Source organism: Streptomyces sp. NPDC031274, assembly GCF_055570235.1.
The window spans coordinates 1-25,395 of sequence record NZ_JBVIHP010000024.1; the positions used below are offsets into that span (position 1 = coordinate 1).

At 69.5% G+C, this 25,395-nt stretch carries 25 protein-coding genes; 7 read left to right on the forward strand and 18 right to left on the reverse strand.

Features of this window, described 5'->3' with window-relative positions:
• The first annotated feature begins 15 nt into the window (after positions 1–15).
• The 3 genes from ACZ5CR_RS31985 to ACZ5CR_RS31995 all read left to right on the forward strand — a co-directional run bounded on the left by ACZ5CR_RS31985 (position 16) and on the right by ACZ5CR_RS31995 (position 3,848).
• On the forward strand, positions 16–774 hold the full coding sequence (locus ACZ5CR_RS31985) for a hypothetical protein (protein WP_468863875.1): 759 nt from the start codon (positions 16–18) through the stop codon (positions 772–774).
• A 145-nt stretch (positions 775–919) separates the two neighbouring features.
• Complete coding sequence (locus ACZ5CR_RS31990) at positions 920–2,128, forward strand: L,D-transpeptidase (protein ID WP_468863878.1); 1,209 nt, start codon at positions 920–922, stop codon at positions 2,126–2,128.
• Between the two features lie 112 nt (positions 2,129–2,240).
• Positions 2,241–3,848, forward strand: a complete 1,608-nt coding sequence (locus tag ACZ5CR_RS31995; RefSeq protein WP_468863879.1) for an alpha/beta fold hydrolase — start codon at positions 2,241–2,243, stop codon at positions 3,846–3,848.
• A 37-nt stretch (positions 3,849–3,885) separates the two neighbouring features.
• Here the strand turns inward: ACZ5CR_RS31995 and ACZ5CR_RS32000 are convergent, their stop codons facing one another.
• From ACZ5CR_RS32000 to ACZ5CR_RS32020, 5 genes are all read right to left on the reverse strand, one after another.
• Positions 3,886–4,755, reverse strand: coding sequence for an amino acid ABC transporter permease (locus ACZ5CR_RS32000; protein ID WP_468863882.1), 870 nt, complete (start codon positions 4,753–4,755; stop codon positions 3,886–3,888).
• The gene (locus ACZ5CR_RS32005) at positions 4,752–5,396 is read right to left on the reverse strand and encodes an amino acid ABC transporter permease (protein WP_468863885.1); all 645 of its coding nucleotides are present in this window, start codon (positions 5,394–5,396) and stop codon (positions 4,752–4,754) included. The genes ACZ5CR_RS32000 and ACZ5CR_RS32005 overlap by 4 nt, the downstream gene beginning before the upstream one ends.
• A 9-nt stretch (positions 5,397–5,405) precedes the next feature.
• Complete coding sequence (locus ACZ5CR_RS32010; protein WP_468864141.1) at positions 5,406–6,311, reverse strand: glutamate ABC transporter substrate-binding protein; 906 nt, start codon at positions 6,309–6,311, stop codon at positions 5,406–5,408.
• Positions 6,312–6,327: 16 nt separating this feature from the next.
• On the reverse strand, positions 6,328–7,071 hold the full coding sequence (locus tag ACZ5CR_RS32015) for an amino acid ABC transporter ATP-binding protein (RefSeq protein WP_468863886.1): 744 nt from the start codon (positions 7,069–7,071) through the stop codon (positions 6,328–6,330).
• Positions 7,072–7,203: 132 nt separating this feature from the next.
• Positions 7,204–7,644: a DUF6278 family protein gene (locus ACZ5CR_RS32020; RefSeq protein WP_468863889.1), complete on the reverse strand. Its 441-nt coding sequence runs from the start codon at positions 7,642–7,644 to the stop codon at positions 7,204–7,206.
• 412 nt (positions 7,645–8,056) lie between these two features.
• Here ACZ5CR_RS32020 and ACZ5CR_RS32025 point away from each other — a divergent pair, with 412 nt between their 5' ends.
• Positions 8,057–9,853: an SGNH/GDSL hydrolase family protein gene (locus tag ACZ5CR_RS32025; protein ID WP_468863891.1), complete on the forward strand. Its 1,797-nt coding sequence runs from the start codon at positions 8,057–8,059 to the stop codon at positions 9,851–9,853.
• Between the two features lie 85 nt (positions 9,854–9,938).
• Here ACZ5CR_RS32025 and ACZ5CR_RS32030 read toward each other — a convergent pair whose 3' ends face one another.
• From ACZ5CR_RS32030 to ACZ5CR_RS32050, 5 genes are all read right to left on the reverse strand, one after another.
• A complete protein-coding gene (locus ACZ5CR_RS32030) occupies positions 9,939–10,718 on the reverse strand; it encodes an exodeoxyribonuclease III (RefSeq protein ID WP_468863893.1) in 780 nt (259 codons plus the stop codon).
• A 45-nt stretch (positions 10,719–10,763) separates the two neighbouring features.
• The gene (locus ACZ5CR_RS32035; RefSeq protein ID WP_468864144.1) at positions 10,764–11,396 is read right to left on the reverse strand and encodes an MBL fold metallo-hydrolase; all 633 of its coding nucleotides are present in this window, start codon (positions 11,394–11,396) and stop codon (positions 10,764–10,766) included.
• Between the two features lie 33 nt (positions 11,397–11,429).
• Positions 11,430–12,728: a bifunctional 3-oxoadipate enol-lactonase/4-carboxymuconolactone decarboxylase PcaDC gene (gene pcaDC, locus ACZ5CR_RS32040; protein ID WP_468863895.1), complete on the reverse strand. Its 1,299-nt coding sequence runs from the start codon at positions 12,726–12,728 to the stop codon at positions 11,430–11,432.
• 289 nt (positions 12,729–13,017) lie between these two features.
• Positions 13,018–13,413, reverse strand: coding sequence for a DUF5994 family protein (locus tag ACZ5CR_RS32045; protein ID WP_468863897.1), 396 nt, complete (start codon positions 13,411–13,413; stop codon positions 13,018–13,020).
• Positions 13,414–13,487: 74 nt separating this feature from the next.
• Positions 13,488–14,474 (reverse strand): acyl-CoA desaturase, encoded by a 987-nt coding sequence (locus ACZ5CR_RS32050; RefSeq protein ID WP_468863899.1) that lies wholly within the window; start codon positions 14,472–14,474, stop codon positions 13,488–13,490.
• 554 nt (positions 14,475–15,028) lie between these two features.
• Here ACZ5CR_RS32050 and ACZ5CR_RS32055 point away from each other — a divergent pair.
• The gene (locus ACZ5CR_RS32055; RefSeq protein ID WP_468863901.1) at positions 15,029–15,580 is read left to right on the forward strand and encodes a DUF5994 family protein; all 552 of its coding nucleotides are present in this window, start codon (positions 15,029–15,031) and stop codon (positions 15,578–15,580) included.
• On the forward strand, positions 15,577–15,801 hold the full coding sequence (locus ACZ5CR_RS32060; protein WP_468863903.1) for a hypothetical protein: 225 nt from the start codon (positions 15,577–15,579) through the stop codon (positions 15,799–15,801). The genes ACZ5CR_RS32055 and ACZ5CR_RS32060 overlap by 4 nt, the downstream gene beginning before the upstream one ends.
• A 127-nt stretch (positions 15,802–15,928) precedes the next feature.
• Here ACZ5CR_RS32060 and ACZ5CR_RS32065 read toward each other — a convergent pair whose 3' ends face one another.
• The gene (locus ACZ5CR_RS32065) at positions 15,929–16,396 is read right to left on the reverse strand and encodes a MarR family winged helix-turn-helix transcriptional regulator (RefSeq protein WP_468863905.1); all 468 of its coding nucleotides are present in this window, start codon (positions 16,394–16,396) and stop codon (positions 15,929–15,931) included.
• Positions 16,397–16,499: 103 nt separating this feature from the next.
• Here ACZ5CR_RS32065 and ACZ5CR_RS32070 point away from each other — a divergent pair, with 103 nt between their 5' ends.
• A complete protein-coding gene (locus ACZ5CR_RS32070) occupies positions 16,500–17,714 on the forward strand; it encodes an amidohydrolase family protein (RefSeq protein WP_468863907.1) in 1,215 nt (404 codons plus the stop codon).
• Positions 17,715–17,822: 108 nt separating this feature from the next.
• Here ACZ5CR_RS32070 and ACZ5CR_RS32075 read toward each other — a convergent pair whose 3' ends face one another.
• The 7 genes from ACZ5CR_RS32075 to ACZ5CR_RS32105 all read right to left on the reverse strand — a co-directional run bounded on the left by ACZ5CR_RS32075 (position 17,823) and on the right by ACZ5CR_RS32105 (position 25,158).
• Positions 17,823–19,136, reverse strand: coding sequence for a sulfite oxidase (locus tag ACZ5CR_RS32075; protein ID WP_468863910.1), 1,314 nt, complete (start codon positions 19,134–19,136; stop codon positions 17,823–17,825).
• A 53-nt stretch (positions 19,137–19,189) separates the two neighbouring features.
• Positions 19,190–19,792 (reverse strand): sugar kinase, encoded by a 603-nt coding sequence (locus tag ACZ5CR_RS32080; RefSeq protein WP_468863911.1) that lies wholly within the window; start codon positions 19,790–19,792, stop codon positions 19,190–19,192.
• 3 nt (positions 19,793–19,795) lie between these two features.
• A complete protein-coding gene (locus tag ACZ5CR_RS32085) occupies positions 19,796–20,953 on the reverse strand; it encodes an ROK family glucokinase (RefSeq protein ID WP_468863913.1) in 1,158 nt (385 codons plus the stop codon).
• A 194-nt stretch (positions 20,954–21,147) separates the two neighbouring features.
• Entirely contained in the window at positions 21,148–21,981 is an 834-nt protein-coding gene (locus tag ACZ5CR_RS32090; protein WP_468863916.1) for an ATP-binding cassette domain-containing protein, read from the reverse strand.
• On the reverse strand, positions 21,978–23,048 hold the full coding sequence (locus ACZ5CR_RS32095) for an ABC transporter permease (protein WP_468863919.1): 1,071 nt from the start codon (positions 23,046–23,048) through the stop codon (positions 21,978–21,980). Before ACZ5CR_RS32095 ends, ACZ5CR_RS32090 begins: the two co-directional genes overlap by 4 nt.
• A complete protein-coding gene (locus ACZ5CR_RS32100; protein WP_468863921.1) occupies positions 23,045–24,058 on the reverse strand; it encodes a sugar ABC transporter substrate-binding protein in 1,014 nt (337 codons plus the stop codon). Before ACZ5CR_RS32100 ends, ACZ5CR_RS32095 begins: the two co-directional genes overlap by 4 nt.
• 95 nt (positions 24,059–24,153) lie before the next feature.
• Entirely contained in the window at positions 24,154–25,158 is a 1,005-nt protein-coding gene (locus ACZ5CR_RS32105) for a sugar ABC transporter substrate-binding protein (RefSeq protein ID WP_468863923.1), read from the reverse strand.
• Between the last annotated feature and the right edge of the window lie 237 nt (positions 25,159–25,395).

A 25,395-nucleotide genomic window follows, 5' to 3' on the forward strand; every position in this document is an offset into this window, starting at 1 on the left:
CTAGCATGCGCCCCCATGACTGAAGACGTGCGCACTATCGTCCTCGGCCTGATCGCGGCCGGCCTCGGTGCCGTGCTGGGCTGGCTCGCCCGTACTCACCTCTGGCGGCGGGGGCTCCGCCGCAAGCAGGCCTTCTTCGGGCTGCCCGCCAACTCCGAGTCGCTGCTCGTGGTGAACCGCGAGGCAAGCGGGCCCGAGCTCACCGTCGTACGCCCCGACGTGTCCGCTCTCCTCGAGCTGGCCGCGCTGATCAAGGACTGCGGGGCGCACGCCCAGCTCGTCGCGCACGACGCCGCCCAGCAGAGCTTCGGCGAACGCACCGAGTTCTGCGTCGGATCCCCGGCGGTCAACCGCCGCATGGCCGCGCACATGCACTCCCTGCTGCCCGGCGTCCGCGTCAACACCGACCCGGAGCCAGGCCCTGACCGCGGCGCGTTCCAGATCGGCAGCGAGCGGTACCGCATGGAGGGCGGCCTCACGGAGTACGTGCTCCTCGCGCGGCTCACCGCCGGGCAGGACCAGGAGGCGAGACCCGTGTTCCTCTTCTGCGGCCAGCGCGCGATCACCAACCAGGCGGCCACCCGCTATCTCGCCCGCCATCACCAGCGCCTCGCCCGCAAGCACGGCGCCAACACGTTCGTCCTGCTCCTGAAGGTCGTCAACTCCCAGGCGTACGGTCCCGACGTCGTCGAGCTCGTCGGGGACGTCACCCGCGCCGCCCAGGCCCCGGCCCCCGCGATCACGCCGCCGCGCGCGACCCATCGCGCCAAGTAGCCGGGCGATCACCGAGCGCCGACGCGCACGCCGACCCATAACCCGCTTCTGTGACCTAGTCGGGAAATTCGGGGCAAGAGGCAACCCAACGGGACCTTTGACCCTCTCACCGTGCAGTTCCACATTCGCACGGAGGTACGTTCCCTTGAGGTCCCAGAGCTCGTCGAGTCGCCGCCACTCCATACGCCCCCGCCGCACCGGGGCCGCGACCACGGCCGCGGGCCTGGCGGCGCTCGCCGCCGCCCTGACCGCCTGCTCGGGCGGCACCTCGTCCGCGTCCACATCCGCCGACATGGCCGCGGACAAGCCCGAGATCTCCGTGACCCCGCACGGCAAGCAGGCCGAGGCGGGCTCCCCGGTCAAGGTGACGCTGGCCGACGGCAAGCTGAAGCGGGTCACGGTCGCCGACGCGAAGGGCACCGAGCTCACCGGGAAGGTCGCCGCGAACGGCACCACCTGGACCTCGGACCGCAAGGCGGCGCCCGGCACCTCGTACAAGGTGAGGGCGACGACCGACGAGGGCGGCAGCGCGCGGACCTCGTTCAGGACGGCCGCCCCGGAGCAGGTGAACAAGCTGTCCCTGACGCCCGGCAAGGACACCACGGTCGGCGTCGCGCAGCCCCTGTCGGTCGTCTTCGACCACGCGGTGAAGAACAAGGCCGAGGTCGAGAAGCACCTGAAGGTGACGACCTCGAACGGCACCACCGGGTCCTGGGGCTGGATCAAGAACTACGACGGCAAGGACCGCGTCGACTGGCGCCCCAAGGACTACTGGAAGTCCGGCACCAAGGTGAAGCTCGACGCCCAGCTCAACGGCGTCGACTCGGGCACGGACGGCGGCTGGTTCGTCCGCGACTACTCCACCGGCTTCACGGTCGGCAAGAGCCAGAAGGTCAAGGTCGACCTGGACAGCAAGCGGGCGACGCTCGTGCGCGACGGGCGGAGCGTCAAGACCGTGCCGATGTCGGCGGGCACCCCCGGCGGCGACAAGGCGTCCTGGGGCGGCACGTCCGTCCTGATGGCCAAGGAGGGCACGATCAACATGCGCTCCGAGACGGTCGGCCTCGGCGACGCCTACGACAAGATGGTCGACAACTCGATGCGTCTGACCTGGTCGGGCATGTACGCGCACGCGGCGCCCTGGAACGCCTCGTACTTCGGCAACACCAACCACAGCTCGGGCTGCATCGGCATGAGCGACGGCGACGCGTCCTGGCTCTACGGGCAGGTCCAGGTCGGTGACCCCTTCGAGGTCTCCGGCAGCGGCTCGAAGGGCACCCCCGACCCGGGCAACGGCTACGGCGAGTGGAACCTCTCGTGGGCGGACTGGCAGACGAAGAGCGCGCTCAGCTGACGGTCAAGCGCTCACCAATCGTTACCGGCGCGTAACTTACCGACGGGTTACCACCGGTAAGCACCCGAGGTTACCGTCGGGTCACTTTGCTTGCACGAGTAAGGAGTGACCCGTGGGACAACCGCGCAAGGCTCTGCGCACGACCACCGTGGGCGCCGTGTCGGCGACTCTCGTCGCCGGCGCCGCCTTCGGCCTCGCCCCGGCCGCACAGGCGGCTCCGACGGCCGCTCCGGCAGCCGCTCCGGCGGCGGCGAGCGCCGCGGACGTGCGTTTCGTCGACATCCCCGGCGACGGCGGCACGATCCTCAAGGCCAACGTCTTCACCCCCAAGGGCGCGGAGGCGGGCGCGAAATACCCGGCGATCGTGCTGCCCACCAGCTGGGCCATGCCGCAGATCGAGTACGTCGCCCAGGCCCAGAAGCTCGCGAACTCCGGCTATGTCGTGGTCAGTTACAACTCGCGCGGCTTCTGGCAGTCCGGCGGAGAGATCGAGACCGGCGGCCCCAAGGACATCGCGGACGCCTCCAAGGTCATCGACTGGGCCCTGGAGAACACCCCGGCCGACCCGGAGAAGATCGGCATGGGCGGCGTCTCGTACGGCGCGGGCATCAGCCTGCTCGCCGCCGGGCACGACAAGCGGATCAAGGCCGTGGCCGCGCTGAGCGGCTGGGGCGACCTGATCGACTCGATCTACAGCGGCCGCACCCAGCACCAGCAGGCCGCCGGCCTCCTCGGCGGCGCCGGTGTCCTCACGGGCAGGCCGGGCCCCGAACTCCAGCAGACCCTCAAGGACTTCCTCGGGTCCAACCTGGACAAGGAGGACGAGATGATCGCGTGGGGCAGGAAGCGCTCCCCCGCGACCTACATCGACCAGATCAACAAGAACGGCGCGGCCGTCATGCTGGGCAACGCCTGGGGCGACACAATCTTCCCGCCCAACCAATATGCCGAGTTCTACGAGCAGTTGACGGGCCCCAAGCGCCTGGAGTTCCGCCCCGGCGACCACGCGACCTCCGAGTTGACCGGCCTGCTCGGGCTGCCCAACGACACCTGGACCTCCACCCAGCGCTGGTTCGACCACTACCTCAAGGGCGAGAAGAACGGCGTCGAGGACGAGCAGCCCGTCCAGCTCAAGTCCCGTTCCACGGGCGGCTACGAGGGCTATCCCGACTGGAAGTCCGTCGGCGCGACGAAGAGGAAGATCGACCTGGCGGGTTCCACCACGATCCGCGCGAACGTCGACTCGGGCGCCAACGGCGGCACCGTGCTGCTCTCGAACGCCCTCGACCAGTTCCTCAAGATCCCACCGGTGGCCTCGGTACCGCTGCTTCCGCGGCGCTACGCGGGCGTCTGGCAGTCCGAGAAGTACGACAAGGCCCAGCAGGTGCGCGGGACGGCGAAACTGCACACCACGCTCACCAGCACCAAGGAGAGCGGCACCCTCGTCGCGTACCTCTACGACGTGGGCCCGCTCGGCCTCGGCAAGCTGGTCAGCAACGCGCCGTACACCTTCCACGGCAAGACTCCCGGCCGCCCGTTCGGCGTGGACCTGGAGTTGTTCTCCACGGCCTACGACGTTCCGGCAGGACACAAGCTCGCCCTGGTGGTCGACACGGTCGACCCGCTCTACATCGAGCACAACCCGTCCGGCGCGCAGCTGACCTTCTCCTCGCCCGTGTCCGACCCGTCATACGTGTCGGTCCCGTTGCGCGAACAGTGATCACCGGCTGCTGCCGGGTGGGCCCTGGCCCCTTTAGCTACTGCGGACCCGGCAGCAGCGTCCCTGGTTCGGCCGATGCCACGTCCGCGGCCTCGGTCTTGGGATTGCGCCGCTGTCGTTTGGACACCCACTGGGCGAACCACGAAAGCAGCATGCACATCCCGATGTAGATCGGCGAGATCACCAGAACCACGGGGATGAAAGGTAGATCGTAGTCGAGGTTCGACGCGATCAGCTTCCCGGCGTGGAGGAACTCCTCATAGGTGATCAGATAGCCGAGTGAGGTGTCCTTGAGGGCTACCACCAACTGGCTGATGATGGCGGGGAGCATGGCGCGCACGGCCTGCGGTACGAGGACGTGCGTCATCACCTGCGTCTTGCGCATCCCGAGCGCGTACGCCGCCTCCCGCTGTCCGCGCTCCACGGAGTTCACGCCCGAGCGGAAGACCTCGGCGAGCACCGAGCCGTTGTAGAGCGTGAGCCCGGTGACCAGCGCCGGCAGCGGCTGGACCTTCAGCGCCACGAAGACGAAGAAGATCATCACCAGGACCGGCATCGCGCGGAAGAACTCCACGAGGAGCGTGGCGAGCCAGCGCACAGGACGGTGAGCGGAAAGCCGCCCCATGGCGAGCAGTCCGCCGAGCGCGAGCGCGAGCACCGCGGAGATCGCGAAGGCCTTGAGGGTGTTCCCCAGGCCCTTCAGGAGGAGTTCCTGGATGCCCTTGTACTCGAAGGGCATCCACTTGGTCGCGGTGAACTGGCCGGTGTCGAAGAGCAGGTAGATCAGCCAGCCGACCAGGGCGAGCAGGATCACGGTGGAGAGAAGGCCGTAGAGCTTGTGGCGGCGCTCGGTCTTCGGTCCCGGTACGTCGTAGAGGGCGGTGGATTCGTGGGAGAGGGCGTTCATCGGGCGACTCCCCAGCGCTTCTCGAGGACATTGAAGACGGCGCTGATGGCGAGGGTGATGATCAGGTAGCCGACGGCGATCCAGACGAACGTCCAGATGATGTTGTAGCCGAGCTCACTGAGCGTCTTGTACGTGCCGAGCAGCTCGGTGACGCTGAAGGCGCCCGCGATGGCCGAGTTCTTGGCGAGTGCGATGAGGGTGGAGCCGACCGGCGGGATGACGGACCGGAAGGCCTGCGGGAGCACCACCATGGACAGCGTCTGACCGAAGGTCATCCCCAGGCTGCGGGCCGCCTCGCCCTGGCCCTTGGGGACGGTGTTGATGCCCGAGCGCAGTGCCTCGCAGATGAAGGCGGAGGTGTAGCAGCCGAGCGCGAGGACGGCGAACACCTTGAAGGGCAGGACGAGTCCGAAGCGCGGGAGTCCGAGCAGCACCGCGAAGAAGAGCAGCGTGAGCGGGGTGTTGCGCAGGATCGTCACCCAGGCGGTGCCGATCGCCCGGAAGGAGCCGACCGGCGCCACCCGGAACGACGCCATCACGAAGCCGAGCACGAGGGCCAGGACGGAGGCGTACACGGTGAGTTCGACGGTCCCGACGAACCCTTTGCCGAAGGTGGAGAAGTTGTCTGTCAGTACGTCCACGACGCCTCCTCAGCTCGCCGGGTAGCGGTCGATGGCGGGCGGCTTCGGCGCCGGGACCCCGGAGAGGCCGAGCGTGGCGTCGTAGGCCTTCTTCCAGTCGCCGTTCTTCTCCCGGGCGGCGAGCGCGTCGTCGACGGCGAACCGCAGGGCGGTGTCGCCCTTGGGGACGCCGATGCCGTAGGGCTCCTCGGAGAACGGCTTGCCGACCACCTTGAGCTCGTCGGGCACCTTGGCCGCGTACCCGATGAGGATCGCGTCGTCGGTGGTGACGGCGTCGACCTGATAGGTCAGCAGGTTGTCGACGCAGACCGAGTACGTGTCGTACGCGATGAGCGTGGCCTTCGGGTAGTCCTTCTGGATGCGCTGGTAGGGGGTCGACCCCGCCGCCGAGCAGACCCGCTTGCCGTCCAGGTCACGCGGCCCTTCGATGTCGTCCTCGTCGGAGCGCACGAGCAGTCCCTGCCCTGCCATGTAGTAGGGACCGCCGAAGCCGACGAGCTTCTTGCGGAGGTCGTTGACGGTGTAGGTGCCGACGTAGTAGTCGATCTGCCCGTTCTGCAGGGCGGTCTCGCGGTTCGCCGACGCGATCGTCTTGAACGTGATCGACTTCGGGTCGAGGCCGAGCGAGGCCGAGACCATCTTGGCGATCTCGATGTCGAAGCCGGAGTACCCCCCTGTGGCGGGGTTCTTCTCGCCGAGGAACGGCTGGTCCTCCTTGGCCCCGACGATGAGGTGGCCGCGCCTCTTGGCCTTCTTCCAGGTGCCGGAGTCCGGCAGCGTGAATCCCGTCGCGACCTGGTACTCGGGCAGTTCGTCGGGCTGCGGCCCCTTCACCGGGGGGCTGCCCTCCTTGCCGCAGGCGGTCGCGGCGCAGGCGGCGATGACGAGTGCCGCGAGCAGACGTGTCGTACGCATCATGCCTGGCCCCCCGTCAGTGCTTGAGGATCTTGGAGAGGAAGTCCTTGGCGCGGTCGCTCTCCGGGTTGTTGAAGAACTCCTCGGGGGCCCGGTCCTCGACGATGCGGCCGTCGGCCATGAAGACGACGCGGTTGGCGGCCGAGCGGGCGAAGCCCATCTCGTGGGTGACGACGACCATGGTCATGCCGTCGCGGGCGAGACCCTGCATGACCTCGAGCACTTCATTGATCATCTCGGGGTCGAGGGCCGATGTCGGCTCGTCGAAGAGCATCACCTTGGGCTCCATGGCGAGCGCGCGGGCGATGGCCACACGCTGCTGCTGGCCGCCCGAGAGCTGCGCGGGGTACTTGTCGGCCTGCGTCGCGAGGCCCACCCGCTCCAGGAGCTCGCGGGAGCGGCGCTCGGCCTCGTCCTTCTTGCGGCCCCGCACCTTGACCGGCGCGAGGGAGACGTTCTGCAGCACCGTCTTGTGCGCGAAGAGGTTGAAGGACTGGAACACCATGCCGACGTCGGCGCGGAGCGTGGCGAGCGCCTTGCCCTCGCTCGGAAGTGGCTGCCTGTCCAGTGCGATGGCTCCCGACTGGATCGTCTCGAGCCGGTTGATCGTCCTGCAGAGCGTTGATTTCCCCGACCCTGACGGGCCGATGACCACGACCACCTCCCCCTTGCCGACGGTGAGGTTGATGTCCTGTAGGACATGCAACTCCCCGTAGTACTTGTTCACATCACGCAGCTCGATCAGCGGATCGACGGCCATGCCCTGCCCTGCCCACTCTTGGCGGTGTCGGTCCGCGCAAACTATCCACGCGAAAACGGGACTTACTGGACGACACGCACGTATGGGCATTAACCGTACTTGTCGTTACGTCATCCCGCGCTCAGGGCATCCCTACGCTTCCGCGGCCTCCGCGTAGACCTGGGACAGCTCGGGAGCGCCCTGCACCGCCCAGTCGAGGCCCGCCTCCACCACCGGGATCTCCCGCCCCGACGCGAGCCGCACGACGGCACTGCCGCCGGGCCAGACGTGCCAGGTGGTGCCGGGCACCGTACGGACGATGACCGAACCCAGGTACAGGCCCGCGTCGTTGCCGAGCCAGGGCAGCATCTCGGGATCGTCGCGCCAGCGCGGCAGGAGCTGGTCGAGGGCGGTCAACGAGGCCGGGGAGTCGTCGAGTTCGAGACCGGCGGCCGCGGCCTGGGAACGCAGCAGCTCGCATTCGGAGAGGAGTTCGGCCACACCTGCCGGGTCCGTGTCGAACGCCGAGGCGAGCCCTGAGGCCGGGTCGGTGGACTCCTGGCGGCGCCACCTGCCGAAGAAGGAGATGTTCATGATCGGCCTCTCCATTGGTTGTCCGCGTCGGATGCGCGGCTGGTGGGGCGGTTGTGGCCTTCGACGGATCCGGCGGGACTCGCCCCGCCGGATCCTCGCCGACGCGCGGCCGCACAAGATCATCTGCCACCCGCCTCCCCGTTTCCGGGCCGCGAATGTCCGTATCTCCAGGAATGTATCCTGCATCAGTTGATCACGGAATCAGGTGAATCGCGCCACGCACGGCGCGACGTACGCATGGGCATATGCCGCGAGACCCCGGACCCGAACGGCCCCACCGCGCCCATCGCGAACACCTTGGAATCCCGGCGAGTTCGGGTCATGTTCACGCGCCCCTCATTGACGCTTCTCTCCGGTCTCCTTAGCTTCATGCGCACCTGTCGTCACGTCAGCTACAGCCATGGGGGTCTTCATGCTCCACCGTCCAGGCCGGCGTTCGTGGGGAGCGGCAGCCGTACTCGCGGTGCTCGCCACTGTCGTACCCGTGGCGGCGGCGCAGGCCGCCCCGCACAGAGCCCCGCACAGACCCGGGCCGCTCCCTCTGGAGCGGCTCTTCGACAACCGGGCGATCAGTGACGACGCACGTCCCGGTGACGCGGACTTCGACGGTTCGGGCGGCTCGCTCTCCGCGCGGGATCTGGCGGCGGCGGGCTGGACTCCTGGGCGTTCGCTCGCCGTGGACAGGGCACGCCTGACGTGGCCCCGCACGGGCGCGGGCAGGGCGGACAACGTCCGTGCCGACGGGCAGTCCGTACGGGTGCGCGGGCGCGGGGACGCTCTGGCGTTCCTGGTCGCGGGCACGGGCGGCGAGGCGAGCGGTACGGGGACGGTGCGCTACCGGGACGGATCGAGGGAGGCGTACCGCCTGACGGCGCCCGACTGGCGCTCGGGCCCGCTCGCCACGAAGGCGGTCGCGCTGCCGCATGTGAACACCCCGGGCGGCCAACTCGCCGAGAAGGCGCGGCTGTACGTCGTGACCGTACCGGTGGCGCGCGGGCGCGAGGTGGCCTCGGTGACCCTGCCGAAGGACCCCGGCGCCCCTGATCTGCATGTCTTCTCGCTCTCCGTGCGGCAGGCGACGAAGGGGTGGACCGGCAGCTGGTCGGCGTCGACGGCCGGGTACACGGCGGTGGGCCCGTGGGCCGACCGGACCGTGCGCCTCGTCGTCCACACCAGCACGGGCGGGCCACGGGTGCGGATCCGGCTCGACAACACGTTCGCCTCGGCGCCGGTACGGATCGGGAGTGCGACGGTGGCGGTGCAGGAGTCCGGCGCGGGCGCGCGGGGCGAGCCGCGGCCACTGTCCTTCGGAGGCCGGACCGGCACCCAACTCCCCGCAGGAGCACAGGCGTTCAGTGACCCGCTCGACTTCGACGTGCCCGAGGACACGAACCTCCTGGTGAGCTTCCACCTCCCGGAGGCGGTGACCACCGCGCCGGTCCACAGCCAGGCCATCCAGACCTCGTACGTGAGCGGCCCCGGCGATCACGCCGCGGAGGGCTCCCCGGCGGCGTACACGTCCACGCTCTCGACCTGGCCGCTGCTCACAGGAGTCGACGTGTCGGGCGGACCCGGCTCCGTGGTGCTGCTCGGCGACTCCATCACGGACGGTGTGAGGTCGACGCAGGACGCGAATCACCGCTGGCCCAACGTGCTCGCGACCCGGCTCCTTCGACAGGACGAGGTCCCGCGCTTCGGGGTGCTCAACCAGGGGATCTCGGCGAATCGCGTGATCGCGGACCGCTATCCCGGCGACGGCGTCTCCACCGACACGGGCGGCGTGAGCGCGCTGCACCGCCTGGACCGTGATGTGTTCGCCCAGACGTCGGCCCGTACGGTCGTCGTCTTCGAGGGCGTCAACGACGTCCGCTGGGGCGCGTCGGCGGATCAGGTGACGGCCGGTATGCGGGAGCTCGCCGAGCGGGCACACGCGCGGGGCCTGCGGGTGGTCGCGGCGACGATCGCACCATGCCAGGGCGAGTCCCTGTGCACGGCGGCGGCGGACGCGGAACGGATGAAGATCAACAGCTATCTGCGGGACGGCGCCGACTTCGACGCCGTCCTGGACTTCGACGCGGTGCTGCGGGATCCGGGGAATCCGGCGCGGATCCTTGCCGCGTACGACAGCGGGGACCATCTGCATCCCGGGGACGCGGGGCTCGCGGCGCTGGCGGAGTCGGTGGATCTGGGGGCGCTGGTTCCGGAGTAGCCGCTCTGCCGGGCGGGGCGGGGCGGGTCGGGGCCCGGAGGGGGAGACTTACTGCCCCCTCCCCTGCCCCTGCCCCTGCCCCTGCCTAGAGCTCCAGGTCCACCACGACCGGGGCGTGGTCGGACGCGCCCTTGCCCTTGCGCTCCTCGCGGTCGACATACGCATCCGTCACCGCCTTCGTGAAGGGCTCGTTCCCGTACACCAGGTCGATGCGCATGCCCTTGTTCTTGGGGAATCCGAGCTCGCGGTAGTCCCAGAACGTGAAGGGGTGCGCGTACTTGAGAGGCCGCGGCATGACGTCAAAGAGCCCCGCGTCCCGCAGTGCCGCGAGGGCCGCGCGCTCGGCGGGGGTCACATGGGTGGCGCCCTCGAACAGGGCGGGGTCCCACACGTCCTCGTCGGTCGGGGCCACATTGAAGTCCCCGAGCACCGCGAACGGCCGCGCGCCCGCGGAGTCGTCGGCCACCGCGGCCTTCAGGGCCTCGAACCACTGGAGCTTGTACGCGTAGTGCGCGTGCTCCACCTCGCGGCCGTTCGGCACGTACACCGACCAGACCCGTGCGGGACCGCAGGTCGCGGAGATCGCGCGCGGCTCCTGCACCCCGTCGTACTCCGGGCCGCCGGGCAGGCCGACCGTCACGTCGTCGAGGCCCACGCGGGAGACCAGCGCGACGCCGTTCCACCGTCCTGTGGCGTTCACCGCCGACTCGTACCCGAGCTCGCGCAGCGCCTCGGTGGGGAAACCCTCGGCGGTGGTCTTGGTCTCCTGGATGCACAGCACATCCGTACCGCTGCTCTCCAGCCAGGCGAGCAGCCTCGGCAGGCGAGCGGTGATCGAGTTCACGTTCCAGGTGGCAATGCGCATGCTTCACAACCTACCGGCCGCCACTGACACTCTCAGTCCGGCCGGTCAGAGTTCGGCGGACTCCCCCGGTGTGAGCCGCAGGTGCTCGGCGCCGCCGAGGGACCCGATCTGCGCGTCGTAGATCGGCCGGGCCAGGTCGGTGAGCAGCGCGTCGTGGACGTCGTAGGCACGCTGCGGCTTGACCTCGCGCACATAGTCGATGACCTCGGAGATCTTGCTCCAGGGCGCCATCACCGGCAGCATCAGCGTCTGAACCGGCTGATCGGGAACGGTCAGCGCGTCGCCCGGGTGGAAGACCGAACCGTCGACCAGATAGCCGACGTTGGTGATCCGCGGGATGTCCGGGTGGATCACGGCGTGCAGTTCGCCGTGCACCTGCACGTCGAATCCGGCGGCCGTGAAGGTGTCGCCGTGCCCGACGGTGTGCACCCGGCCGGGGAAGGCGGCCGAGATCTTCTCCGCGACGGAGCGCAGGGTCCAGATCTCGGCGGCCGGGTTGGCTTCCATACCGGCACGCAGCCGGTCCTCGTTGAAATGATCGGGGTGCTCGTGCGTGACGAGGATCGCGTCGGCGCCGAGCGCCGCGTCCTGTTCGCTGAAGGTGCCCGGGTCGATGACGAGACTCCGGCCGTCCCGCTCCAGGCGGACACAGGCGTGCGTCTTCTTCGTCAGCTTGATGCGCTTCGCGGCAGTCGTCATGCCCCCATCCTGCTACTCCTGGGGCGTGGTTTCCTCTCGGATCACTGCCTGGGCGACCTTGAAGGCGGAGTTCGCCGCGGGGACGCCGCAGTAGACGGCCGCCTGGAGCAGGACTTCCTTGATCTCCTGCGGGGTGAGGCCGTTGCGCAGGGCGGCGCGGGTGTGGAAGCCCAGCTCTTCCAGGTGGCCGCCCGCGACGAGCGCGGTGAGCGTGACGCAGCTGCGGGAGCGCCGGTCGAGGCCGGGCCGGTTCCAGACCTCGCCCCAGGCGTAGCGCGTGATGAGCTCCTGGAAGTCCGTGGAGAAGTCCTCCGCCGCGGCGAGCGCGCGGTCGACGTGCGCGTCGCCGAGCACCTCGCGGCGGACCTTGATCCCCGCCTCGTACGGGTCGGGGCGACCGCCGCCGACGGCTTCGGGCTGCTCCGTGGGGCCGATCTCGGCGACGGGGAAGACGGGCAGCGGCGGGGCGAGCACCGGCTTGATGGGCGGTGCGCTGATCGCCGCGTGCGTCCCGGTGCCGTCGGTGGCGAGCTGCCAGGCGGTGGAGAAGTGCCGTACGAGCAGGTCGGTGACGGCCGCGGGCTGCTCGACGGGAGCGAGATGGGAGGCGCCCGGCACGACGGCGAGGCGGGCGTCCGGGATGCCGGCGACGAGGGTACGGGCCTCGCCCTGCCCGGTGACCTGGTCCTCCGACCCCACCAGAACGAGGGTGGGGGCCCCGATCCGCCCCAGCTCGGCACGCACGTCGAAGGCGGCGAGAGCCTCGCAGGCGGCGATGTAGCAGCCCGGGTCGGTCGTACGCACCATCTGTACGGCCCAGTCGGTGATCGCGGGCTGCGCGGCGGCGAAGCCGGGCGTGAACCAGCGCTCGGGGGACGTACGCGCGATGGGATCGAGCCCGTTGCTCCGCACGATGACCCCGCGCTGGCGGAACTCGTCGGCGCTGCCGAAGCGCGGAGAGGCGGATATCAGCGCCAGGGAGGCGACGCGCTGAGGGTGCCGCAGGGCGAGCTCGGCGCCGATCGCGCCGCCGAACGCACAGCCCGCGTAGCCGAAGCGCTGCACGCCGACCTCGTCGAGGGTGGCGAGCAGCCGCTGGGCGATCTCGCCGACGGACCCGCAAGGGCGTGCGGGGGCACCGCCGTGTCCGGGCATGTCGAAACGGAACACCCGCCACTGCTTGATCAGCTCGGGCACCTGCCGGTCCCACATGTGCCATGTGGTACCCAGTGAGGGACCCAAGATCAGGACAGGAGCGTCTTCCGGCCCGTCAAAGCGGTATTGAAGGCTGTTCATCGGTGTCTCACTCACTCGCCTGACCCTCTCATCTGTCACGACAGCCCCTATGAGCGGGGTCCTGGCTATCACTGTATGACCAGATGGAAGGCCTCTCGGCCCTCATGGCGCTTGAGGCAGCGGACGGTTTGCCAGGTCTTGCCCCCTTGATCCGGCGCTCGTGCTGGGGACACGCTCGTCACGCTCCTCCAGCAGGCCCTCGGCCCACTCCCCGGAGTCCGCCCTGGGAACGCGTCTGCTTTCCTTCCGGACCGGGTGGTTGAGGGCGGCCGAGGCGCCCGGTCCGTCACGAGTCGTGTTGGTTTCAGCTCGCCCGCGCCGCTCGCGCCATGATCGACTCCGCGGCCTCCTCGGTCGTATCCGGAGGGACGACAATCAGGTCCCAGCGCCCGTGGCCGGGGGCGGTGAGGACGACGGTGTCCGCGGTGGTGGCGGTCCGGCGCCTGCGCAGGCGGACGACCTGACCGGCGACGAACATCCGTCCCGGCGTCGGCGGCCACGCCGCGCCGTTGAGTACGACGCTGGCGATGTGACCCCAGGTGCGGGGCAACCCGGCGAGCAGCGCGGGAAGTTCGGCGAGCAGGTCGTACGAGCGCGGCCACCATGCCCCGTCGATCGCGCGGGGCCCACCGGCGGGAGGCGCCAGGCGCAGGCGGAGCAGTGGCTGGGAGGGAAGCGGGGAGATCGGTGCGAGTGTCATGAGGTGCGGCTCCTGTCGACTGCTGTGCCTGGACGCGTGGTTGCGGGTGCTTGAGGGCCGTTCGGAGGAAGCCGTCAGACGCGGCGGGCGGCGACACGCGCCGGCGTCGGCCAGCGCACGTCGTGCACGAGGCCGAGGCGTTCGAGGAGGCGGATGACAGCGGCCGACGGGTCGAGTTGACCTCGTCCCACTCCGTGCCGGGCACTGGTCGGGTCGGCATGGTGGAGGTTGTGCCAGCTCTCACCGAAGGAGAGCAGGGCGAGCGGCCACAGGTTGGTGGCCCGGTCGTGGCGCCGGGTGCGGAACGGGCGCTCGCCGATCATGTGGCACAGCGAGTTCACGCTCCAGGTGACGTGGTGCAGCAACGCGATACGGACAAGTCCCGCCCACAGCAGTCCGGTCACTCCATGGAGCCAGCTGCCGCCGATCGCCCAGCCCAGGCCGAGCGGCAGGGCGAGGGTGAGAAGGCACAGCGCCGGAAAGGCGCGGGAGACCGCACGGATGTCACGGTCGGCCAGCAAGTCCGGGGCGTAACGCTCGGCCGACGTGGGGTCGTTGCGGAACAGCCAGCCGATGTGCGCGTGCAGCAGACCGCGCAACTGGCCCCGCAGATGCGTGCCGTAGCGGTACGGGGAGTGCGGGTCGCCCGGGCGGTCGGTGAACGCGTGGTGGCGGCGGTGCGTGGCGACCCAGCCGACGACATCGCCCTGGAAGCTCATCGACCCGGCCACCGCGAGAGCGACGCGCACGGGGCGGACGGCGCGGTAGCCGCCGTGCGTGAGACCGCGGTGGAAGCCGACCGTGACACCGAGACCCGTGATCACGTACAGGGCGACCCCGAGCACAATGTCCCCGGGATGGATCAGACGCCCCCACAGCAGCCATCCGGTGGCGCCGATCGCCACGAACGGCAGCGCGACGATCAACGCCGTCACCGCCACGGACACGCGCTCCCCGGCGCCCCGCGGGGGCATCGAACTCCCCTCGGGGAACGGGGAGTTGCCGTCGTAGTCCGGGTCCGGCGGGAGTGTGGTGGCATGTGTGACGGAGTTCAAGGACATATACGGACTCCTCGGCCTGGATGCGGATGGCGCGGCCGGGGTCGGGGGCTGCCCCTGAACGGGTGACGAGGAGAAAGAGTGGGTGCTCCGGGATGATCGGGCACCGGCATGCGAAAGCCCTCGCCTCCTCCAGCGTACTCCTCAGGGAACGGACTTGACGTACGCCGGAGCCCTCCAGTCGCTCCTCGTACGCCGACTCCGCTCGACGTCACTTCCGGCGCACCACGGCCCCGGAGCCCCCGTCATCACGCGGCCCCGCGGAAGGGCGTGCGCCATGAACGCACCCACCGCCGAGTTCGGCCTTCACCGGCCGGTCCGACGCGTACCCGCCCGATCGGCTCGCCCTGTGCCCTCCGAACCTGGCCGACCCTGGCCGACCCCGCCGGAAGGGAAACGCCGACGGGCGGCGACGGACTCGTCACCGAGCCTGCCCGCAGGAGTACCGTGAAGACACCAAGGGCACTTCGTACTCCGGCATCCACGCGGGTCTCGTCCTCGGTGACCATCTGGCATCGAGAGCGGCCGCCGTGTCGCTCCGAAGACGGGTTCGCATCATGATCGCGACCATCACGCCCTCCCGCACCACCACGCCTTCTCCGGCACCCACCGCCCGCGTGGCGCTGAAGTCCCCGACGGGCCGCGGCCTCCTCGACGGCGCCTGGTGGCCCCGCTCGCGCGACCTGACCGCCGAACTGCCCGCCCTGGCGGACGAACTCGATCCACTGTGGGGCCGCATCACCCGCGTCGCCGTGAATCCGATGCTCTGGCCCACCGTCCCGCACAAGGTGACCGTCCACGACCGCGTGCTGAAGGTCGGCTGGTTCACCCCTGAACTCGACCCGCACAAGCTGCTGTTGCTGTCCTACGGGACCGGCCGGTGGGACCTGCTGGTGATCCCGCCCGAGACGGATGACGCGAGCGCCGCCCGGCTCATGAGCGCCGCCTGCGCCCCGGACGGGCCCCCGCTGACCGCCACCGATCTCATCGCCGCCGAGACCGCGCGCGACATGGCCGCGGGCGACCGGCCGCAGAGCGCGCAGGAGTCCTGGGAGTACGAGGGCGGCGCCGCCTCCACCCACACCGTCCGCACGGCCGCCGAGCGGTGACCACGAGGGGCGCCGCGCTCACCACGGCCGCCCTCCTGCTCCTGATCACCGCCACCGCGTACGTGATCCACTCTCTCCACACCCGCCACGCCGAAAGCACCGTCCCGCACACTTACAGCCGCGCCCTGCCCAGTGACAGGGCTCCCGCCGACCGAGCAACGGCGGGACGCTTCGCGGCGCGCCGCCGCCGTCACCGCACCACGCACAAGCAGGCCTGCTGAGCCGGTCCGGCCTCGCCCTGTGCGGGGCCGGAACCGAGGTCCCGGCCGCGGGCGGAAGGGCTGGTTCATGGTGGGATCGAGCCGAGCTGGGCCCCTGGCCGCGATTCGATGTCGCGGCACCGCTCGTTCAGTCGCGACCGGCGGCCTGCTTCTTGGACCATGCGGTGGCGTCAGCTCCGTATCGAGTCAAGAGGCGTGCGAACTGGATCCGCTCCTCAGGCGACCAGGCGGCGGTGATCTCCTGGAACGCCTTTCGCTGTTCGGCGGCGAAGCGGTTGCGTTCGGCCTCGCCGCGCTCGGTGAGTTCGAGCACGGTGCGGCGTCCGTCCGCTTGGGACGCCGCCCGGCGCAGCAGTCCGTCCTCCATGCAGGCGGTGACGGTCCGGCTGGCCACCGGCTGAGCGACGCCCATTTCGGCGGCGAGGCCCCCGACGGTCGTCTCGCCCGGCGCATCGGCGATCACATTGAGTACGAGATTGCGGGAGAGGTCCTTGCTCGATGCCGGTGCGCGTCGTCGCAGACGTGACAGTGCCGGGCCGATCTGGTCCAGCGCCAGGTCGTCGGAAGGCCGCTCGGAGAAGGACGCGCTGCTCATGGGGCCAAGTCTAGGTCCGGTCCGCACATTTGCATACCATTAGACAACTGCATAGCATTAGGTATGTAAATCTTGGACGAGTGAGAAAACGAGGCGGACCTCCATGGCGCTCACCGCGATCACCAACGCGCAGATCTTCGACGGAGAGAAGACGACAGGCGTACACACCGTGGTCATCGACGGCGGAAGGATCGCCCGTGTCGGTGGCGACGCTCCTCGGGACAGCGAGATCGTCGACGGCAGCGGCGCCACACTGCTGCCGGGACTCATCGACGCCCATGTGCACTCCGCCCCGGGTTCCCTGGCGCTCGCCCTGCGGTTCGGGGTGACGACCGAACTGGAGATGCAGGGGATGAACACACGGGAGAACCGTGGGCTCATCACCGACGACGACACCCTGGCTGACGTGCGCTCCTCCGGCTTCGCCCTGACGCCGCCCGGTGGTCACCCGAGCGAGCTGATGCCCGAAGGCTTCCGGCCGAAGTGGGATCTGCCGCCGGTGATGCCCCTGATGCCGTTCTCCACCACTCCCGAGGAAGCGGCCGCCTTCGTGCCCCAGCTCCTCGCCCGGGGGTCCGACTTCATCAAGTTCATGATCGACGACGGCAGCGTGGAGGGACACCCCGGGCTGCCCTCGCTCGACCAGGCCACCGTGAACGCCGGTGTGGCCGAAGCCAAGAAGTACGGCGCCCTCACCGTGGCCCACGCGTTGACCGTGGAGGCCACCAGGATGGCCGCCGAAGCCGGCATCGACGGTCTCACCCACGTCTTCATGGACCAGCCGCACACCGCCGAGATCATCAGCCTCATCAAGGATGCGGGCATGTTCGTCACTCCCTGCATCACTCTCAATGCCTCGATGATGGGAATCACCGGCAGCGAACTCGCCGACGACCCCCGGGTCGCCGCACGCCTCGACAGCAAGTGGGACCAGACCCTGCGCTCCAGCTACAACCGTTACCCGCAGGGCAAGCTCGAGGACGTGTACGACACCGTGCGCGCCCTGGACGCCGCCGGAGTCGACGTGCTGGCCGGCACCGACGTCTCCATGCCCGAGACGTTCTTCGGGGGCCTGGCACACGGAGCGAGCCTGCACCACGAACTGCAATACCTCGTGGCAGCCGGCCTCACACCCGCACGGGCCCTGCGCGCCGCCACGGCGACCACAGCCCGCCGCTTCCGCCTCAGCGACCGGGGCCGCATCGCCGAAGGACTCCGCGCCGACCTTCTCCTGGTCGACGGCGACCCGACCAGCAACATCACCGACACCCTCAACACCCGTGCCGTCTGGCGCCGCGGCACCCGCCTGGCGGCATGACCGCGGTACGTCCCCGTGCGGAATCACAGAACTCGGGGGTGGGCGCGGCTGTCCAAGAGGGGTGGAGTGCGGCCTAGCAGGAGCGGGCCCTGCGGGCTCGCACTGCTCTCACACCACCGTCACCGCATGCCGCACCACCGCGTCGAACAGATACCCCTGCGCGTTGTGCACCGTCGCCTCCGGCTGGGTGCGCCCCGTGGTGTCCGTGGCGCGGGCCAGGAGTGTTGTCGGGCCCGGAGTCCTGGGACGCCACGGGGTGGACCAGCGGGTCCACGTGGCGCGGTGGGGTGTGTCCTTGAGATGGGCCCGGTGCCATGTCGTGCCCTCGTCCGTGCTGATGTCCACCCGCGCGATCGCGCCCGTCGCCGACCATGAGCGGCCGGTGAGGTGGTGGGTGGTCGCCGCCTCGATGCCCGCGTTCCAAGGGAGTTCGAAGGCGGACTTCAGGGTCTGGTGGGTCAGCGGGGCGCTGCCCTCCGGGGGATAGTGCTCGCCGAACAGGCGGTAGAACTGCGTGTTCCACGGGGAGTAGAGCGGCTCCGACGAGACCTCGATGTCGCCCACCCATTTGATCGACGCGATGCCCACCCATGCCGGGACCAGGACCCTCACCGGGTAACCGTGGTCCGGAGGGAGCGGGGCGCCGTTCATCTCGTACGCGAGGATCACGTCGTCAAGGGCCTTGGAGAGCGGGAGCGGGCGGCGGACCTTTCCCAGGTTCGTGCCGTCGTCCGTGACGTACTCCGCGTCAAGACCCCTCGGCATCACGTCCACCGCGTGGCGCGACACGCCCGCCCGGCGCAGGACTTCGGAGAGGCGCACGCCGCGCCAGCGGGCGTTGCCGATCGCCCCCAGGGTCCAGGCCGTGCCCGAGGCCGACTGGCCCTGTTGGGTCGTGAAGAAGCTTCTGCCGTTGCCCGCGCATTCGACGAAGGCGGTGCGTGACGTCGACGGGAGGCGTTTGAGGTCCGCGAGCGTGAACTCGTGCGCCTTGCCGTCCTTCAGGCCGTCGCCCCAGACCTTGAGCCTCCACGTCTTCGCGTCCAGACGCGGCGTCGCCGTGTGGTTGCGTACGAAGAAGTGGGACTCGGGGGTGTGGAAGGGCGTCCCGGCGAGCGCCTCGAACTTGGTCTCCGCGTTCGTGCCCCGGATCGTGAAGCGGTCCGCGGGGAGGGGTTTCACGATTCCGGCGGCCGCCGCGGTCGTGGTGGCGGCCGTGCCGGTCGCCGCCTCCGCCCGGGGTGCGCCGAGGGCCGAGGCGCCGCCCGCGACCCCGCCCACGGCCCCCGCCGCGGCGAGCAGCCGCAGCATGTCCCTGCGCGCGACCCCGTCCGCCCGCGCCTCCCCCGACAGCCACTGGGCACGTCGGCGTCTGTCGTACTCCTCTTCGGATGCCCCGTCGGACTTCTCTATGGAGATCATGGGCGTCATCGTACGAGCCGACCCCTTGGCAACTCGCGGATGAAACACGCCAGTTACGGGGTTGTCGTAGACACTACATACACCATCGGGTGGTCGGGATTGACGCGGTTCACCACCACGTCGAGGGTCGGCGCCGGGTCCTTCTTCTTGTGGGTGAGACCCAGCCAGGGGCCCGGGTCCGTGAACTCCCAGCCGACCACCTTGCGGTCGCGCTTGCTGATCGTGATGTCGTTCCTCTTCAGCTCCGTCGGGTTCGTGCCGATCTGCTTGAGGAACGTGTCCAGGCCCTTGTTGCTCGTCAGGAACTGGGCGTACAGGCGACTGGTGCGCCAGTTGTTCGTCTCGTAGTAGGCGACTTCCCTGGAGTACGGGGCGATCGGCACGTCGTAGAGGCGGCGCTGCACCTTGGAGGGCCAGCCCGCGGTGAGGCCGGTCGCGGAGTACTTGGCCTCCTTGTCGCGTCCGCTGTTGCGGCTCTGGTTCGCGGAGATCACCAGATAGCCGGCCGGTACGCCGATCAGGAGCACGATGATCGTGGCCGTCAGCCAGCGGCGGCGGATCATGTGGCGGCGGCCCTCACGGGGGCCACCGCCCTCGCCGGCGGGATCCGGGGAGCTCGGAGAGTCCGGGGACGAGGGTTGGCGGGGCACGGTCATCGCTTACTGAGTCCCCTGTGAGGTGCTGTCGTTGGTGCGGCGCGCTTCCACGTAGCGCTCGTAGCGTTCGTGGCGCTCCACCCGGCGGCGGTTCGCCCGGCGGAAGCGGCGGGCCACCAGGCGGGCCAGGTCGGCCGCGCCCACCATGCCCGCCTCGGGGCCCAGCTGCGCGCGGGCGATACGGGCCTCGGGACGGTAGCCGCGCCCCGTCAGCTGGCGGCGGAACGCGTCCCGCGCCGGGCCGATCAGAAGGTCGTCGGCGGCCGAGACGCCGCCGCCGATCACGAAGCAGGAGGGGTCGAGGGCCGCCGCGAGGTTCGCGATGCCGACGCCCAGCCACTGGCCGATGTCCTGGAGCAGCTCCACGCACATCGCGTCACCGTCGCGGGCCAGCTCGGTGATCAGGGGTCCTGTGATGTCGGGGATGTTGCCCTTGACCCGCTCGATGATCCCGTACGCGACCGGGGAATCGGCCGCTGCCAGCTCGCGGGCCTCCCTGACCAGCGCGTTTCCCGAGCTGTACTGCTCCCAGCAGCCACGGTTTCCGCACGGGCAGCGGTGGCCGCCGGGGACCACCTGCATATGGCCGAATTCCCCGGCCACGCCGAACTTGCCTCGCTTGACCTGACCGTCCTCCAGGATCGCGCCGCCGATGCCCGTGCCGAGGGTGATCATGACCAGGTGGTCCTCGCCGCGGGCCGCGCCGAAGCGCCACTCCGCCCATGCGGCCGTGTTCGCGTCGTTGTCCACGAGCACGGGGACCGCGAGGCGGCCCGAGATGCGGTCGCGCAGGGGTTCGTTGCGCCAGGACAGGTGCGGGGCGAACAGGACGCGGTTGCGGTCCGCGTCGACCCAGCCCGCCGCGCCGATGCCCACCGCGTGCACGTCGTGCCGGTCGGAGAGGTCCAGGACCAGCTCGACGATGGTGTCCTCGACGACCTTGGGGCTCTTGGACTTGTCCGGGGTCTCCGTACGGAGCGTCTCCAGGATGTTGCCGTCGGCGTCGACGACGCCCGCCATCACCTTCGTGCCGCCGATGTCGATGCCGACGGTGGGGACGCGGGGCGCCGTCAGATGGGATCGGCGCTCACGCGTGCCCACGGTCCGCAGAACGGTGGCTCGGGCGGAGCCGCGGTGCGCGAGGTCGCGGTAGGTGCTCATTGCGGCGATTCTGCCTCACGCTCGCGGGGGCGCGCACAACGGGACTCGCGGTGCGCCCGTAGGGGCGCGGGGAACTGCGCGCTCAGCCCGTGAAAAGCCGCAGTCGCGTCCGCCGGGTGATCGAGCAGACGCGACTGCGGCTTGTTCGTGGCTTGTCGCGGAGTTCCCCGCGCCCCTTACGGGGCCCGCACCGGCTACGGGGCCTTGTCCTCCAGCTCATGACGGAGGTCGTCCAGCTCGCTGCCGCCCGCCATCTGGCGGGTCAGTTCGTCCAGGGTGACCTCGTCGCGCGCGTAGCTGCCGAACATCGTGCCGCGCTTGAGGAGGACGAAGCGGTTGCCGACCAGGTAGGCGTGGTGCGGGTTGTGGGTGATCAAAACCACTCCGAGGCCCGCGTCCCTGGCGGCCGCCACGTACTTCAGGACGACGCCCGACTGCTTGACGCCGAGCGCCGCCGTCGGCTCGTCGAGGACCAGGACCTTGGCGCCGAAGTAGACGGCGCGCGCGATCGCCACGCACTGGCGCTCACCGCCCGACAGGGTGCCGATGGGCTGGTCGACGTCGCGCAGGTCGATGCCCATGCGGAGCAGCTCCGCGCGGGTCGTCCTGCGCATGAGGTCGACGTCCAGGCGCTTGAAGGGGCCCGCGCCCTTCGTCGGCTCGGAGCCGAGGAAGAAGTTGCGCCATACCGGCATCAGCGGGACCACGGCGAGGTCCTGGTAGACCGTGGCGATTCCGCGGTCCAGGGCCTCGCGCGGCGAGCCGAGCTTCGCGTCCTTGCCCTCGATGCGGAACTCTCCCGCGTCGTGCCGGTGCAGGCCCGCGATGATCTTGATGAGGGTCGACTTGCCCGCGCCGTTGTCGCCGAGGACGCAGGAGATCTCACCCGCGTGGACCTCAAGGGAGACGCCTTCGAGGGCGCGGATGTTGCCGTAGTACTTACTGACGTCGTCGAGTTCGACGAGCGGGGTGCGGCCGGGCTCGGGGTCCGGCACCGCGTCGGTGACGTCGGTCGTGTCGGTGGTCACTTCGTCGCCTCCGCGCGCTTGCGGACCCAGTGGTTGAGCAGGGTCGCCAGGAGCAGCATCACTCCGAGGAAGAACTTGAACCAGTCCGGGTTCCACTCGGCGAACACGATGCCCTTGCTGACCATGCCGAAGATCAGGGCGCCGACGGCCGCGCCGACCGCGGAGCCGTAGCCGCCGGTGATCAGACAGCCGCCGATGACGGCCGCGATGATGTAGATCAGCTCGTTGCCGACGCCCTCTCCGGACTGGACGACGTCGTACGAGAAGAGCAGGTGCTGGCCCGAGATCCAGGCGCCGAAGGCGACGCCCATGTACAGGCCGATCTTGGTGATGGCGACCGGGACGCCGACCGCGCGGGCCGCCTCCTCGCCGCCGCCGACCGCGAAGATCCAGTTGCCGACGCGGGTGCGGAGCAGGACCCAGGTGGCGACCGCGATCAGGCCGAGCCACCAGAGGATCGTGATCTTGAAGTCGACGCCGCCGATGGTGAGCGTCGAGGCGAAGACGTTCTTGGCGGAGGAGAAGCCCTCCATGTCGGCGATCGACTTCGTGGAGACCGTGCCGCTGATCAGCTTGGTGAAGCCGAGGTTCATGCCGGTCAGCATCAGGAACGTACCGAGCGTGATGATGAAGCTCGGCGGGTCGGTGCGGGTCAGCATCACGCCGTTGAAGACGCCGATCGCGAGGGTGACGACCAGCGAGACGAGTACGCCGACCCAGACGTTGGCCGTCATCTGGTAGCTGAACATCGACGAGACCAGCGCGGAGGTCGTCACCATGACGCCCGCCGACAGGTCGAACTCGCCGCCGATCATCAGGAGCGCCACCGGCACCGCCATGATGCCCAGCGTCGATGCCGCGTAGAGCACCGTGGCGAGGCTGCTGGCCTGCAGGAAGCTGTCCGCGGCGACCGCGAAGAAGATGAAGACGGCGATGGCGCCGACGACGGAGCCGAGCTCGGGGCGGCCCATCAGCTTCTTCAGCGGCGAGGCCTTCAGGAGGCGCTCGTCCGTCTTCGTGTCCGGAGAGCCGGGGGAAGGCGCGGGCGCCGGAGCTGTCGCTGTCATCGGGTCCCTCGCTTCGCGTATTCCTCCAGCTCGGCGGCCTGATCCTTGGTGATGATCTGCGGTCCGGTCAGGACCGGCTTGCCGCCGCCGAGCACATCGGCGTTGTACTTGTAGAGCCAGAGCAGGTCCACGGCCTCGTAGCCCTGAAGGTAGGGCTGCTGGTCGACGGCGAAGCCGAGCGTGCCGGACTTCAGGCCCGCCGCGACCTTCTCGTTCAGGTCGAAGGTGTCGACCTCCGCCTTGCTGCCCGCGCTGTCCTTGGCCTTCACCGCGGCGTCCGCGAAGGGCGCGCCGAGCGTGACGACCGAGTCGACGGACTTGTCGGACTGGAGCCGGGCCTCGATGGAGGACTGCACGTCGGGCATGTTCGTGCCGGTGACGTACAGGTTCTGCATCTTGCCGTCGAAGGTCTTCTTGGCGCCCTCGCAGCGCTGCTCGTGCCCGACGTTGCCCTGCTCGTGCAGGATGCAGAGCGCCTTCTTCTTGCCGCGCTTGTTGAGCTCGTCGCCGACAGCCTCGCCGGCGATCGTCTCGTCCTGGCCGATGTGGGTGAGCGCGCCGAACTCCTTGGACTCCGCGGAGCCGGAGTTCACGGTGATCACCGGGATGCCGGCCTTCTTGGCGCGGGCCAGGGCACCCTTCATCGCGGCGGGCTTGGCGAGGCTGACGATGATGCCGTCGACCTTCTTGTCGATGTACGAGTCCACGAGCTGGGCCTGCTGCTGTGCCTCGGCGTTGTGGGCGTAGAGGAACTTGATGTTGTCCTTGACCGCGGCCTGCTCGGCACCGCTCTGGACGATGTCCCAGAACGTGTCGCCGTCACCCGAGTGGGTCACCATCCCGAACGTCCACTTCGGCGTGTTCACCGCCGCCTTGCCCTGTGCCGTTGCCGCCTTGCGTGCGTCCTCGGCGCGCTTGCCGCCGGTGCTGCTGCACCCCGCGAGGGATACCCCGAGCACCGCGACCAGCACGGCGCCCACCGCACGTACCCCTGTCTGAACCCTTGCCACGACGCCGTGCCCTTCTAGCTCTGCTCTTCGATGAGGCCGGTCCGGATCCCCGGCCCCAGCCGCCCAAGTATCGACCACGCGGATCACGCGTGTGTTCATCGGGTACCGCGGGCCGTGTACTTCTCCAGCTTCGGCACGTCCTTCTCAGTGACGATGGCGGGTCCGGTGAGGACGGGCTTGCCGCCTCCGAGGACGTTCGCGTTGGTTTTGTAGAGCCACAGCTCGTCGATGGCGAGATAGCCCTGGAGGTAGGGCTGCTGATCGACGGCGAAGCCGACCTCCTTGGCCTTGAGGCGCTTGACGACCTCGGCGTTCAGGTCGAAGGTGTCGACCTCCGCCTTGCTCTTCGCGTCTTCCTTGGCCTTCACCGAGTAGGCGGCGATCGGCGCGCCGAGCGTGACGACGGCGTCGATGTCCGTGCTGGCCTGGAGCTTCGCGCTGATGGAGGACTGGGAGCCGGGCGCGTCGGTACCTTGGACGTTGAGGTTCGCCACCGAGCCCTTGAAGGTCTTCTTCACGCCCGCGCAGCGCTGCTCGAGTGAGACGTTGCCCTGTTCGTGGATGACGCAGAGGGCCTTCTTCTTGCCGCGTCTGTTGAGCTCGTCGCCCACGGCCTCGCCCGCCACCGACTCGTCCTGCCCGATGTGGCTCAGCGCGCCGAAGTCGGCGGAGAACTCGCCGCCGGAGTTGATCGTGACGACCGGTATCCCGGCGGCCTCGGCTTTACCCAGTACCGCCTTCATCGCCTCGGGCTTGGCCAGGGTGACGACGATGCCGTCGACCTTCTTGTCGATCGCCGACTGGACGAGCTCGGCCTGCCCCTTGGCCTCTTTGTCGTTGGAGTAGAGGAAATCGACGTTGTCCTTGCGGGCCGCCTGCTTGGCGCCGCTCTGGACGATGTCCCAGAAGGTGTCGCCCTCGCCGGAGTGCGTGACCATCGCGATCTTGAGGCGTGGCGTGTCCACGCCTTTGCCGCCTCCCCCGCCGTCGCCCGACTTGTCCTCGTCGTCCTTGCCGCCGGAGCCGCTGCACCCGGCCGCGAGCGCGATCACCGCTATGAGAGCCGCTGCCGTGCGGGCTCTACGTCTGGGGGTTCGCATGGTGGGACCACCTCTTCTCCCGGCCGCCCTGATGCGGCTGGGGGAGTTCTAGCGGCGGGTGCGCGGCAGCGTCAATGGGTTTGTCAGAACATTCTGACGACTGTTGGCGAGTTGGTATACACGCGTTGGGGGCGCCCCGGCTCCCCGGGGGGTGCCCACAACGTTGCGATGTTCGTCGCCGTCCGTGGAGACGGGTATCTACGCTTTTCTGTTTTCCTTGGTTTCTCCTTCGCCTGT

Coding starts and splice junctions, on each gene's coding strand:
- ACZ5CR_RS32105 (WP_468863923.1), bottom strand. CDS start 25,158: ATGCGAACCCCCAGACGTAGAGCCCGCACGGCAGCGGCTCTCATAGCG.
- ACZ5CR_RS31985 (WP_468863875.1), top strand. CDS start 16: ATGACTGAAGACGTGCGCACTATCGTCCTCGGCCTGATCGCGGCCGGC.
- ACZ5CR_RS32070 (WP_468863907.1), top strand. CDS start 16,500: ATGGCGCTCACCGCGATCACCAACGCGCAGATCTTCGACGGAGAGAAG.
- ACZ5CR_RS32095 (WP_468863919.1), bottom strand. CDS start 23,048: ATGACAGCGACAGCTCCGGCGCCCGCGCCTTCCCCCGGCTCTCCGGAC.
- ACZ5CR_RS32010 (WP_468864141.1), bottom strand. CDS start 6,311: ATGCGTACGACACGTCTGCTCGCGGCACTCGTCATCGCCGCCTGCGCC.
- ACZ5CR_RS32000 (WP_468863882.1), bottom strand. CDS start 4,755: ATGAACGCCCTCTCCCACGAATCCACCGCCCTCTACGACGTACCGGGA.
- ACZ5CR_RS32085 (WP_468863913.1), bottom strand. CDS start 20,953: ATGAGCACCTACCGCGACCTCGCGCACCGCGGCTCCGCCCGAGCCACC.
- ACZ5CR_RS32055 (WP_468863901.1), top strand. CDS start 15,029: ATGATCGCGACCATCACGCCCTCCCGCACCACCACGCCTTCTCCGGCA.
- ACZ5CR_RS32020 (WP_468863889.1), bottom strand. CDS start 7,644: ATGAACATCTCCTTCTTCGGCAGGTGGCGCCGCCAGGAGTCCACCGAC.
- ACZ5CR_RS32045 (WP_468863897.1), bottom strand. CDS start 13,413: ATGACACTCGCACCGATCTCCCCGCTTCCCTCCCAGCCACTGCTCCGC.
- ACZ5CR_RS32025 (WP_468863891.1), top strand. CDS start 8,057: ATGCTCCACCGTCCAGGCCGGCGTTCGTGGGGAGCGGCAGCCGTACTC.
- ACZ5CR_RS32065 (WP_468863905.1), bottom strand. CDS start 16,396: ATGAGCAGCGCGTCCTTCTCCGAGCGGCCTTCCGACGACCTGGCGCTG.
- ACZ5CR_RS32030 (WP_468863893.1), bottom strand. CDS start 10,718: ATGCGCATTGCCACCTGGAACGTGAACTCGATCACCGCTCGCCTGCCG.
- ACZ5CR_RS32075 (WP_468863910.1), bottom strand. CDS start 19,136: ATGATCTCCATAGAGAAGTCCGACGGGGCATCCGAAGAGGAGTACGAC.
- ACZ5CR_RS32015 (WP_468863886.1), bottom strand. CDS start 7,071: ATGGCCGTCGATCCGCTGATCGAGCTGCGTGATGTGAACAAGTACTAC.
- ACZ5CR_RS32080 (WP_468863911.1), bottom strand. CDS start 19,792: ATGACCGTGCCCCGCCAACCCTCGTCCCCGGACTCTCCGAGCTCCCCG.
- ACZ5CR_RS32050 (WP_468863899.1), bottom strand. CDS start 14,474: ATGTCCTTGAACTCCGTCACACATGCCACCACACTCCCGCCGGACCCG.